We start from the raw sequence: 12,418 nt of genomic DNA, 5'->3' as shown, positions 1-12,418 counted from the left end.
AGGTCACAACCCTACGAAACGTTTTAGTTCACCCGTTTCCTTATAGGTTAAAGTAATTAATATTTAATAATGCAAACTAAAGGCGGAACGTTAGCAGTAATTTAACCGAAAAAACGAGAAAATATGACTGAAATTAAAGAAAAGCCTTCTACTCCCTTTAGTGACTTTGAATTCTATTCAAAAGAAGAAGAATTTGATAATTTCAAGCATTTCAAATCTTTAAAATTTGGCGATTTATATAAATATAAAGACTTAGAAGAATATTGGTATTTCGATAATGAATCAAAAAGAATTCGCTTTATTAACCAAAAAATAGTTGACCGTATTCTTGAATGGAATAATTATGATTTAAAACTTAATAGAGAAGATTTTGAAAAATTAATCTCAATAAAAGGTTTGCCAAGCTCGAAATATTCATTCAGTGCTAAAAATTTAGAATTTCCTGTAAAAGTAAAACTAAAGAATGGTGAAGTAATAGATTTTTGTATCATTTTGATTTCAAAAAGTGCTCCATTTCAATATTATTATCAAAATGTAATATTTATTAATAGTGTTGAAGAAATTAAAGAAAGTGATTTCACTCTACCTCATAAATATAGAATCTCAAGCATGAATGCAAAAGAAGTTATGATGTCGACTTATCCATTTGCTCTAAAATCGAAACTTGGAGAAATTTTAATTTATAATGGCAAAACTCAATTTGCTACTTATGGCGAAATAAAAGGAAATGAAATTATTGAGGAAATAAACTATAACCAATCAATTCGAGGAAAGTATATTGACAATGCAGACTATTCTAAAATAACATATATTATTGCTGATTGGGATGATAGATTTGAAAATATTTATAAAGAATATCACAGCAATATAAAAGAATAAACTACTGCTAACAGGGGTTTGGCGCAATAGGGGCATAACGGTTCAATTATATTTTTTACTTTTAATCAAATTTTTAACGGCTAGACAGTTTGCGTTTTCATAACTCCCCTACTGCGCCAAGCGCCAAACCGTTAGCGGTGATTTGATCGACAACTGTATGAAAATGAACTTATCTGAATTAATACTAGAAAGAAAAATTTCCGATATTAAAATAGGTGACAACTTAAACCATAATATAGAAATTATTAAAGAAGAAGAAGGCGACATACCTTGTATTGCTGGATTCTACATTCGAGATTATTTTTTCGAGATTATCGTGGCTAAAGGAATTGTTGTTGGAATTCAATTTGATTTTCAATATGAAACTAGAGAACTCAGTTTCTTAAAATTTGGAGACGTAGAAATCGTGTTAAGTGAAAATACAAGCTTGAAAAATTTTAAAAACTTCTTAGATAAGGTTGATATAGAATTTGAAACGGTTGAATCGAAATTGGAATCTACAAAAGTAATTTTGAAAAAGTCGAATTCAAGTTTTTATTTTGATGATGAAAATTTCAAGTTGTTCAAACTGAGAGTATTTTAATTATAATACTTAAGTATAAACACAAACCACCGCTAACAGCCGCTAGCCGCTATGGCTGGTAAGTGCTAGTTTGGTGTTTGGTTTACACGAAAAACGTTTATCTTAGTAAGGAAAAATCGTTTCGCTTTGACCGCCACAGTCGGCTAAAGACGGAAGGTTAGCAAATAGCTTATCGAACTGCGTAAATAAGATATAATTATTAAAATTGAGATTATGTTAGAATTAATTTGGGGCATTTTAAATATTTCACTGTTGATTTACTTTTTTGTTATTTGTTTTAAAGTGATAAAACTAATTCGTAAAAACTTAGGTTTGTTAGCGACTTTGATATTTGCTTTTGGAAATCTTTCATTCGTTAGTAAACCAAACAATGAAAAAGAAGTGAAGCAATTCAAAATAATTGATCAAACAAAAATAACAGACGAGGAAAAAATTAGTGATCACATTTTCAACGAAGAAATAATTATCGAAGATAAATTGATTACAAAAATTCATGCATCTATAACTTTTAAAGAGTACAATCAAGAATTCAGATTATTGAATGCATATACATACAGGAATGGTTTTGTTAGCGGTATAGACTGGGAAGCCAAAGAAATCGATATTGATAAAATTAATAGCAACACCTATAAATATACTATATCAGGAAAAAAGGATTGGAATCTATTAGGAATTCGAATTTTCACTGAACTAAAAGATTACAAAGGTTTTTTAAAATTGTAAAATTAAAGCCATTTGCTAACAGCGGTTTACACCAATTACCGGGCTTGGGCATGCTATTTTCGTCTCTCATGGAATATAATCAGGGGATGACAAGTTTATCTTTCAAACAAGTTCCGTAGTTTTGTTTTGGTTCGTGACTACAGCAACAACAGGTGAAAGTCGCAACATGTTTGCAGATATTTTAAAAATGCCCAGTGTTATGAACAACTTCGGATTTATTAGATACACTTTGCTCTTATTTCTTCTTTTGATCGTTGCGTGTTCAACTACTAATACCACACCAAAAGAAAAAAGTACTGCAATTGAAAATCCAAGTGACGAAATTTTAAAAAAGTATATTGGCAAAAAAATAATTGTTATTGGGAAATCCGTAAATATGAAACTTGGAGCAGCATTGCTGTTAGAAAATGGAACCCGTATATGGATAGACAAAATGGAGGGTTGGCCTATCGATTTTTATCCAGATGAAGATAACGCAAAAACCTTAAAAGTGACAGGTATCTTAATTGAAAAAAATGACTTGCCCATTTTTGTCCAAAACGAAAACGCCAGTAAAGCGCAACAAGGAATACCAGTACCTAAAGAGACTAATGTTGAAGAAGCAAGCAAACGATTTTTACTAAAAAAAGCAACGTGGAGTATAATTAAATAATTAAAAAATCTACTTACAGTGGCTTTGCCCCATTACTAGTTTTTCTTTAGTCGTGCTCATTTTTTCACTAAAATAGTTTAACTTAGCAATAAACACGCCGATCGCCAAGTTTGTAATTGATATAAAGCCGCTAAATGATATTGATGATTAAAAAACGTAAGTAAGAAACATAACGAATCTAAAATTGAACTATTTATTATGAATAAAATAAAAATTATCTCTCTTATTACAGGCCTATCTTTAGTTTGCCTAAGTTTCAATATTCAAACGGATTGGTACGTACTTGATTCCCCCAATTTTAAAGTATCTTTCCCCGAGAAGCCAATTGAAGAGAAAAAGAATATGCAAACTCTGGCAGGAGAAGTTGAAGCGAATACATTTACTTATAATGCAAAAAGTCTCGATCAGTTGAATTTGAGATATCATTTTTCTTACAATGAAATCCCAAAAAACTCATTATCTGAAGAAAAAAAATTTTTCGATGCTGCTATCGCAGGCTCCGTTAGAAATCATAAAGCCATTTTAATATCTGAAAAAGCGATATCACTTGGAGTATATTCAGGAAGAGAGGTAAAATTGAGTTTTAATAATGACCAAATAATCGCGAATATGAGAATGTATATTGTAAAAAATAAATATTGCGGCTTGATTGTATATTGTCCGAAAGAAAATGATGGAAACTCAAAGATTAACGATTTCTTCAATTCGTTTCAGGTAAAATAACAATAGCTATCAGAATGTCTGCACTATAAATAGACTTTCTTGAATTGAACTTCTTTCTTCACGAAAACATTTTATCATTTTAGGAAGAAAGTCTCTCGCGGTCTTTGCCTCAAACCAGTGCTTAAAAAAACTTTGTAATCAGTTCTTATCCGAAACACATAGTAGTAGCAACCTAAATTTTTTATCATATGAAAAACTTCTTCAAAAGCTCAATGTATCTTTTCGCTTTCTTTGTGGCTGGAATTTTATTTCAAATTAGTTGTTCAAACTCAGATTCTGAAAAAAATAACAACGCTGTAAATTCAACCCCAATTGAAAAAATAGTTTATTGCAAGTGGGGCCCAACTCAATCTATTTGGATTTGTAACTATGATGGCTCCAATCCAACTCAAATTCCAATTAATCTTCCAAGTAATTTGAGATTCAATAATGTGAATGGAAATGCAAATCCTAAACTTTCACCTGACGGGCAAACAGTTTTTTTTCAAGTTCTTAATCCAACGGCACAATCAACCTCTATTTATTCATGCAATATCAATGGAAGTAATTTAGTTGAAGTAGCGACAGATTTTTCAGATCAATTATGGATTGGAAGTGCTAATTAAACTAGAAAATATAACCTCTTCGTGAACATTGCTGGTTTTTCCTGAATTGAACAGCTTTCTAAGTGATTATATTTTATCTTTGTATAAAGCATGTCGTTTGCTAGAATGGCCTCAGTCGAGAGGCTGCGATACGTTATTCGAAATTATATAACTGCTTATGAGGATAATCCTTTTTATTCTATTTCTATTCATTGGTACAGTTACATTTAGTCAATCAACGAATCAAATAATTAATATTCCAGATTCTTTGACTTATCAAAAAGAAATCAGAGTATATAAGTTTGCTGCACTTACGAATTACTCAGAACTTTTTAGAATCTATCAGAAAACAGACAAAAGTTGGAATGTTGAATTTTTTAAATGTTACAGCGCAAGGAATGAAAATGAAAAAAGTCGCTTTGAAAAAATTCAAGTTACTGTAAAAACTGACTTTGACTTATTGTGGCTGAAAATGTTAAATACAAACATTGAAAATTTAGCTGATTGGGATAAAATAAAATACAAACTCAAAAAGAAAGGTGAAATAACAAATGTACGTGGAGAATATGAATTACATTGGCAGAAAGTTTCCGTAACAGATGGCCAATATTATCAAGTTATTGTTCGCAATGGAGATAGATTAAACAAAGTTTCATATTCAAATCCTGAAACTTATTTTGAACATTATCCCGAAGTAGACGAATTGAATTCTTTTGTTGAATTATTAAATCTTTTGAAAGAAGAATTTAACGAACTAAAGGAATAACCATACATAACAGGGGCTTCACTCAAAAGTTGGTTTTTCTTGAATTGAACTTCTTTCCCCACGTCTCTATTTTAGCTTAAAATAATGTAAAGTTCTCTAACATTGTACCAGTCTGGGGACAGCGTAACGTTCGATTTCTAAAGAACCTCCTTCTCCAACCAATTCCGCTCATGATAGTTTTTCGAGCCTTGCATTTTCCTTCTGAAATAGATCAAGGAAGTCAATTGTTGGTTATCATTAGCTTGAAAATTCTATGTGAGACGCACATATTTGATTTTCTGAATATTGTTGCTTTTTATACAATTAATTAATGCCATAAAAAAGTGTCGATTTCACAATTTAAAAAAAAAACATACCTTAGAGGAGTTTAATACCCTAAGTATACCACCAAAAACTAACCGAATGTTACGAAAATTCATTTTCCTTGGGTTCGTTTGGCATAGTATTTCGCTGATAGCACAAACCGATTCCTGTGACTGTGCCGCAAATTTTTCGACTTTACAGCGTGAAACCGAGGCTAATTATGCTGGATTTCCCGTGAAAGTAACGCCGCAAACCCAAAAAACCTATCAAGAACTCGTTAACCAACTCCAGAAAGCAACGCCCACGGTTACCCAACCCAAACAATGCTATGACTTGTTGGCGAGCTACATTCACTTTTTTAAAGACAAACATTTTATCCTTTCCTATATTCCCTCATCTGAATATCCTTGGGGCGATAAACCGATAACGGAATCGGTTTTTAAAAAACAGTGCCTCCAACCCAATCGGCATGCACTCGAGGGCATTTGGACCCATCCCGACGGCAAACTCACCCTAGGTATTCAACGGGAAAATGATACTACGTTCACCGGTATTGTTCTGAGTTCGCAAGAACAGGCGTATCGCCCGGGGATGGTCTATGTGCAACTCACGGTTACGCCACAAGGATATGTGTATCAAAATCGGGAAAGTTTTATCACAACACCACGCCCTGCGCGACAAATCGGTAATTTGTTGCAATTATGGAGTCATGAAATGTGGGGAAAAATCTTTCCTCAAACCATGAATGCCTCCGAGCGGATCGAATTGGAAACCTGGAAAAATCAACAACATGGCCTACGATTTGAAAAGCTTTCCAACAAAACCGCATGGATAAAAATCCCAACCTTTTTAAACAACGAAGAAACCCTTCAAAATTGGGTTCAACAAAACGACGCGGCTATCAAATCGTGTGAAAACTTGATTATTGACCTTACGGGTAACGGCGGCGGAAGTTCGGGTTGGGTGTCCCTCATTCCCTATTTACTCACCCAACCGATTCACCAACGCGATACCTACGTACGTGTCACCCCCGACAATGTGCATTTGAAACGAAAGGATCTTGAATTTTTTGCTACACAACCCATACCCGAAGCCTATCAAAAATACTTTCCCGAAGCGACTGTACAAGCCTATCGAAGCGCCTACGAAGAGTTGACCACGACTAAGCTTCCCTTCTACCCTATTCCTGGTGTCACTTTTCCCATGGACGTGCCCAAAGGTAATCCCAAAAAAGTGGCCCTAATCGTCGATGGTTTCGGGGGAAGTTCAACCGAATACTTTTTTTATCTCAGTCAACAAAGTGAAAAAACACGGCGCTTCGGGACGCCCACCTACGGCATGATGGACTATGAAGGCATGTCAACCCCAACCCCACTTCCCTTTTCAAGCTTTTATCTGACAATACCCATCGTTAAATCGCATTGGACCGATACGGCGCCCATCGATCAAACCGGTTTTATACCCGAATACCGACTGGATCAACTCCCCCCAGCAACCTGGATTACACATGTCAAAGGGGTGTTGGAGAAGGAATAATAAAAATTAGTAATTTTAATCATATGACCTATGAAATCCCAAAAACGTCTCAATGTCTTTGCGCTTTTAATTGCTCTAGTAACGGGCTACAAATGCTATGTCCATTTTAACTTTACAACATTTAGCTTCGAAAAACCAGTATTGGACACCCTTTATTTGATCGCTTTTTTGTTCGCTGTTGGAGTCCTACTCAAAGACTTTTTTACATTCCAAAAAAAGGAAGAAAATTAATCTTAGAAAAAGAGTAACAAACCAATCCTTTGCAACTTTATGCGTTCCCTATTTAGTATTGTAACGGCAATAATAATGTTATTTCACGCTGGATTGATGGGTCAGACACAAGTAAATCCTGTTGTAAAAGAGGAAATGATTGCCTTAAATAAGCAAATGAAAACCGATCGATTGGTTGTTTCTATGCAAAACGAATGCGTAATTAATGAAACGTATCGAGGAAACCCTGATGCCCTTTTTCCTCTTTACTCCATTACTAAAGTTTTTTCTAGCCTAGCTATCGGAATTTTAATTGATCAGAAAAAAATTCCACACTGTGAGGTTCCTGTAGCCACTTATTATCCAGTTTGGGCAAAGGATTCCTTAAAAAGTAAGATTACCATTCGTCATGTCCTTCAACACACTTCCGGAATAGAAGCTGCCAACGGCTCCCAATTGATTTATCCTGAGTCTGACTTTGTGGCCTATGCACTCAATCAACCCGTTAGAGTCCCCGCAGGAACCGTATTTTTTTACAACAATACAGCCTATAACTTACTCTCAGGGATTGTGCAAAAGGTCTCTGGACTACCCCTCTCTGATTTCATTCAAAAAAACGTATTCCAACCCTTAGAAATAAGTAATTATTCTTGGAATAAAGATGCTACTGGGCAAACTTGGGGTATGGATGGACTCGCTATGAATGCAACGGACTTGCTTAAAATCGGCCAATTATTGAGTCAAAAAGGACTTTGGAAAGGGAACCGCATTATTTCGGAGCAATGGTGTACAATGATGTTTCAAATTCCTCTTACCAATGCGATGGCGCAAAAATATGGATATGCCATGGGAATTCGATGTTTGCCTTTTCAAGAGGTAATTCAGATTCCAAAAACAACATTAGAACAACTTGAACACATTAACCCGAATGATAAAGCGCTAAAGGTTTTATGGAAAATGGCGGATACCTCGTGGACTTATCTAACGCTTGGGAATGCCTTGAGCGAATCCCTTTCTGTAACTGAAATTGAAAGAATTACCACTTTAGCCTATCAATTTCATTTACCCTTGTATGAAATTCAAAACCAAAACTTTTACCTACAGCACGGTGGTGAATTTGGACACTTATTAGCCATTTACCCCAAGCAAGATAAAGTATTAGTTCGTTTATTGGGCGAAAAATGGGGACGGAAAAAAAATGATTCTCAAACCGAATATCGCTATAGCATCGACACTCCATTGATCAATTATTTACTCAAACTCTAACGATTAATCGTGCAAACATGAATCTGTAGCATCCGTTATCATAAGCCAAAGATAATCGCTACTTTTGCCTCATGTTACGAGCTGCCCTACGTCGATATATCGCCAATTTTAAAGGATTTTCCCGAGAAATTTGGATACTTACCTTGATTACGTTCATCAATCGAGCGGGCACGATGGTACTCCCCTTTTTGTCGAAATACCTCAAAGAAGATTTGCATTTTGATTACAACGAAGTCGGTTGGATTCTGTTTTTTTTTGGTCTGGGTTCGATGTTGGGATCCTGGCTTGGAGGTAAACTATCCGATAAGATAGGATTTTATAAAATAATGGTATTCAGCTTATTCACTAGCGGATTAGCTTTTTTTGGGTTACAATATATTCAAAGTTTTGTAGGACTGTGCATCGCTATTTTTATCATCATGGTGATTGCCGATATGTTTCGCCCCGCCATGTTTGTGTCTATTGGTGCTTATGCCAAACCTGAAAATCGAACACGTGCATTGACCTTGGTTCGTTTAGCCATCAATTTGGGATTTGCCGCGGGACCTGCATTGGGCGGATGGATCATCATGGGCTTGGGATACAAAGGATTGTTTTGGGTAGATGGGGCTACCTGCATTATTGCCATTCTCATTTTTGTGGCAAAAGTGAAAGAAAAGAAACGCCCCCCTATCGATGCTGAAACCAAAGCCTCTTTGGAAGCTCAACGAAAATCGGTATTCGCGGATGGGCCTTTCTGGCTGTTTCTCTTTTGCTGTGTCATTACGGGAATTTTATTCTTCCAACTTTTTACGACCATTCCCCTCTACCACCGCATTCAATTTGGATTGAGCGAACTTCAAACGGGTTTGCTACTTACGCTCAACGGAGTATTGGTTTTCTTCCTTGAAATGCCTATCGTAAGTGCCGTTGAACGCAAAAAAATAGACAAAGTAAAGATGGTAACCTGGGGCTGTTTTTTTATGAGTCTCAGCCTATTCTTATTGCTTATCAATCAATGGGCGGGTATTCTTATTGTAATGATGTTGTTTATGACCTTTGCTGAAATGTTTGCTTTCCCGTTTTCAAATACATTCGCTTTGAGTCGCGCCCCCAAAGGACATGAAGGCCGGTATATGGCCATATTCACCATGAGCTATTCCGCCGCGCATATTTTGAGTGCCAAAATCGGAATGAATGTTGTAGATCGCTATGGGTATGCTACCAATTGGTGGGTTATGGGCACCCTAGGCTTACTAGGAACCGCCGCGGGCTATGGCGTATACCGATGGGTACAAAAGGAAAAGATGTAGTGTTCAGTATTCAGTGTTCAGTGAGCAGTAAGCAGTTGGCAGTGAGCAGTGAACAGTTGGCAGTAAAGGCTCAGAAGCTCAGAGGCTCAGAATCTCAGAAGCTAACCATTTCAACACCCTCACAAAAACCTTCTTTTAATTATCTCTAACGACTCAGTTCCTGTATTCCATAGGGTTAAAATATGTTGTCGCATTTCCGTTGGATCACCCTCAAAATACTGCAACCATGCCTCTTCTTTGAGGTGCTGCCGAATGACTTTCAACCGTTTGAGCGTTTCAGGGGCGGTTCGAAAAACGGTGTTTTCAGGAAATTCTTTACTCAATTTGTGATGATACTGAGCGGTTCGATGAGCAAAGTCGATTTCTATCGCATACAATTTTTCAATTTCATTATCCGGTAAGAAATCAGACCAATTGGCGTACCCAAGCACTGAACCCGAGTAGCGTGAGGATTGAAGCGAGGTCAGCCTCCATTTGCAATTGGCCGCCCTTCCCCAGTGGTTGGAATACCGATAAACTCCCGCTTCTGTAAAATAGTACGAACTCCCCGAAGCACTCGTATAATCGGGTTGCATCCCTTTGATAAGCGCAACATCGACCTCCTGAAAGACACAAAAGGTATGCTTGTGAAAATTATGTCGATGGTAGATTTTACGGCTCATGGGACAAAGATAATCATTGTTGAAACAAAAGAACTTCTAAAAATTTAGTTAAATAACTATAAATTTAGTTTGTCAACTAAAAAAATAGTTATAAGTTTGATTCAGCAATATAAAATAGAAACTTAGATGCAAAAATTAACGAATAAAGAGGAAGAAATCATGCACATTTTATGGAAGCTGAAAAAAGCATTTGTAAAAGAAGTGCAAGCGGAAATCATTGAAGACACCCCGCATTACAATACGCTTTCGACCATCATTCGCAATTTGGAAGATAAGGGTTATGTGGGGCATACGGCCTTTGGAAATACCCATCAATATTTTCCGATTATCGCTTTGGAGGATTACCGCAAAACATTTATGAAAACGGCGATTGCGAATTATTTTGGCAATTCCTACAAGCAACTGGTTTCGCATTTTGCCGAAGAAGAAAAGATCTCTGCCGATGAATTACGGGAAATTTTAGCGTTAATTGAAAAGAAATCATAGTATGGAGGCACTATTCATTTATGGCTTAAAGTCAGCTGGGCTACTCACTTGTTTTTACGTGGTTTATTATTTTTCATTGCGTAAAGAAACCTTCTTTTCCAGCAACCGTTGGTTTCTATTGAGTGGTTTATTTGTTTCGGCCTTTTTCCCCCTTTTCACATGGACAAAAACAATCTACGTTGAACGTCCGCAATGGTCCATGGAAGATTGGATGGCGATGGCAAAATCCCAAGAATCGCTCACCCCTCCCACAGAACCAAGTTGGGATTGGACTACGCTTGTTATGGGAAGTTATCTGATTATTGCTTTGATCATCCTCGGTCGTGTTTTGGTGCAACTGATTTCAATTCTTTTGTTTTTAAAAAAACATCCGGTTACCTCGGAAGCTTCGTTACGCATGGTGCATGTGCAGCAAGAAGTCACTCCCTTTTCCTTTTTCAACTATGTCGTCATCAACAATCAATTGTATTCCGAAGAAGAACGCAAGAGTATTGTTTTGCATGAAAAAATTCACTGCAACCAATATCATTCCATCGACATCTTGCTTTCACACCTGTATTGTGGACTCTTTTGGTTTCATCCTTTGGCTTGGCGTTATAAAAAGGCTATCGCACAAAATTTAGAATTCCTAGCCGACCAAAAAGCCATGGAACAATTGGAATCCCCCGCGGTATATCAAAAAACATTGGTTAAAGTAGCCACTAGTCAACAAGCGCTCTCGTTAACCAATCCTTTCAATCAATCTTTAATCAAAAAACGAATTCTCATGTTACAACAAAAACAATCGCAACGCCGTAATTTATGGAAATACGGAATCATGCTGCCTGCCTTGGTAGCCTTTATGCTCATTTTTCAAGTAAAAACAGTGGCCCAAGAACGAAAAGTCACCTACTCCACCTCCCAATTTGAAGAAGCCTACCAAGTTCGATGGGATAAAAACACCAGCGAAGCCGAAATCAAAGAGGACATTGAACGCATAAAATCAAAAGGCGTTACTTTAAAATACAGCAAATTAAAACGCAATGCGGCAGGCGAAATAACCCAAATTCGAGTGCAATACCGCACCCATGATGCTGAAGGAGAAACCACGGTGAAATCTGAAACAGGAATCAAACCCTTGATTTTTATCAAATCGGATAAATACATCGGATTTGCTGCCCCTAAGTCAGAAACCCTTATCGCTTCCAAAGTTGATACAAACCACCAACAAGGAAAAGAAATCCGTATCGAGGAACGAATTATCCGCAATGAAGAAGGAACTGAAATCATCATCAACGACACCGATAATGCGAGTCAACCAAAAAATGGGGAGCGAATTATTATTCGAAAAATCGATGCTTCTGACAAGCCTTTGGTATTCATCAATGGAAAAAAGATGGATGTCGATTTTGACCTAAATTCGTTAGACCCAAATACCATAGCGTCAATGAGTGTGTATAAAAATACGCCTGAGGCACTGGAAATGGGTAAGAATGGTGTCATAAAAATTGTAACCAAAAAAGTAATTACCAGTGATATGGCGAATGAGGAGGAAATTGATGCCGCCGTAAACCGAGCCAAAGAAGAAATCAAAAAAGTACTTTCGGAAGAAAAAAGTACACAAGCAGATTGGGAAAAAGCGCGTCAAGACTTGGCCAAAGTGCAAGAAGAAATGCTGAAAATGAAAGCCGAGTTGGAGAAAGCAAAGGCTGAATATGAAAAAGCAAAATCGAAACTAAAAAAGGATTAAACCGCGTTAAAAAACTGCAAAAGT

The 12,418-nt window shown here is 36.6% G+C and carries 13 protein-coding genes; 12 read left to right on the top strand and 1 reads right to left on the bottom strand.

Annotation, left to right across the window (positions count from 1 at the left end):
* Positions 1–123 precede the first annotated feature (123 nt).
* The 10 genes from BUC17_RS11840 to BUC17_RS11790 all read left to right on the top strand — a co-directional run bounded on the left by BUC17_RS11840 (position 124) and on the right by BUC17_RS11790 (position 9,517).
* Positions 124–879, top strand: a complete 756-nt coding sequence (locus BUC17_RS11840; protein WP_073364744.1) for a hypothetical protein — start codon at positions 124–126, stop codon at positions 877–879.
* 163 nt (positions 880–1,042) lie between these two features.
* Positions 1,043–1,462: a hypothetical protein gene (locus BUC17_RS11835; protein ID WP_143161794.1), complete on the top strand. Its 420-nt coding sequence runs from the start codon at positions 1,043–1,045 to the stop codon at positions 1,460–1,462.
* A 213-nt stretch (positions 1,463–1,675) separates the two neighbouring features.
* Entirely contained in the window at positions 1,676–2,185 is a 510-nt protein-coding gene (locus BUC17_RS11830; protein ID WP_073364739.1) for a hypothetical protein, read from the top strand.
* Positions 2,186–2,351: 166 nt separating this feature from the next.
* Entirely contained in the window at positions 2,352–2,837 is a 486-nt protein-coding gene (locus tag BUC17_RS11825) for a hypothetical protein (protein ID WP_073364737.1), read from the top strand.
* Positions 2,838–3,035: 198 nt separating this feature from the next.
* Positions 3,036–3,560, top strand: coding sequence for a hypothetical protein (locus BUC17_RS11820; protein ID WP_073364735.1), 525 nt, complete (start codon positions 3,036–3,038; stop codon positions 3,558–3,560).
* 188 nt (positions 3,561–3,748) lie between these two features.
* A complete protein-coding gene (locus tag BUC17_RS11815) occupies positions 3,749–4,165 on the top strand; it encodes a TolB-like translocation protein (protein ID WP_143161793.1) in 417 nt (138 codons plus the stop codon).
* Between the two features lie 157 nt (positions 4,166–4,322).
* Positions 4,323–4,910, top strand: coding sequence for a hypothetical protein (locus BUC17_RS11810; RefSeq protein WP_073364731.1), 588 nt, complete (start codon positions 4,323–4,325; stop codon positions 4,908–4,910).
* A gap of 402 nt (positions 4,911–5,312) precedes the next feature.
* Positions 5,313–6,749 (top strand): S41 family peptidase, encoded by a 1,437-nt coding sequence (locus BUC17_RS11805; protein WP_143161792.1) that lies wholly within the window; start codon positions 5,313–5,315, stop codon positions 6,747–6,749.
* Between the two features lie 270 nt (positions 6,750–7,019).
* Positions 7,020–8,225 carry a serine hydrolase domain-containing protein gene (locus BUC17_RS11795; RefSeq protein WP_083544957.1) on the top strand — a complete coding sequence of 402 codons (1,206 nt, stop codon included), beginning with the start codon at positions 7,020–7,022 and terminating at the stop codon, positions 8,223–8,225.
* A gap of 71 nt (positions 8,226–8,296) precedes the next feature.
* Positions 8,297–9,517, top strand: coding sequence for an MDR family MFS transporter (locus tag BUC17_RS11790; RefSeq protein WP_073364723.1), 1,221 nt, complete (start codon positions 8,297–8,299; stop codon positions 9,515–9,517).
* Positions 9,518–9,636: 119 nt separating this feature from the next.
* Here BUC17_RS11790 and BUC17_RS11785 read toward each other — a convergent pair whose 3' ends face one another.
* On the bottom strand, positions 9,637–10,179 hold the full coding sequence (locus BUC17_RS11785; protein ID WP_073364721.1) for a hypothetical protein: 543 nt from the start codon (positions 10,177–10,179) through the stop codon (positions 9,637–9,639).
* Positions 10,180–10,305: 126 nt separating this feature from the next.
* On the opposite strand from BUC17_RS11785, the gene BUC17_RS11780 reads away from it, so the two are divergent.
* Together BUC17_RS11780 and BUC17_RS11775 are read left to right on the top strand one after the other, a co-directional pair.
* Positions 10,306–10,665, top strand: coding sequence for a BlaI/MecI/CopY family transcriptional regulator (locus BUC17_RS11780; RefSeq protein WP_073364719.1), 360 nt, complete (start codon positions 10,306–10,308; stop codon positions 10,663–10,665).
* A gap of 1 nt (position 10,666) precedes the next feature.
* Positions 10,667–12,394, top strand: coding sequence for a M56 family metallopeptidase (locus tag BUC17_RS11775; protein WP_073364717.1), 1,728 nt, complete (start codon positions 10,667–10,669; stop codon positions 12,392–12,394).
* Positions 12,395–12,418 lie beyond the last annotated feature (24 nt).

Origin of the sequence: Flavobacterium fontis, from assembly GCF_900129405.1 — a bacterium.
Classification (GTDB): domain Bacteria; phylum Bacteroidota; class Bacteroidia; order Flavobacteriales; family Flavobacteriaceae; genus Flavobacterium; species Flavobacterium fontis.
This window is presented reverse-complemented; position numbering and strand designations above follow the sequence as displayed.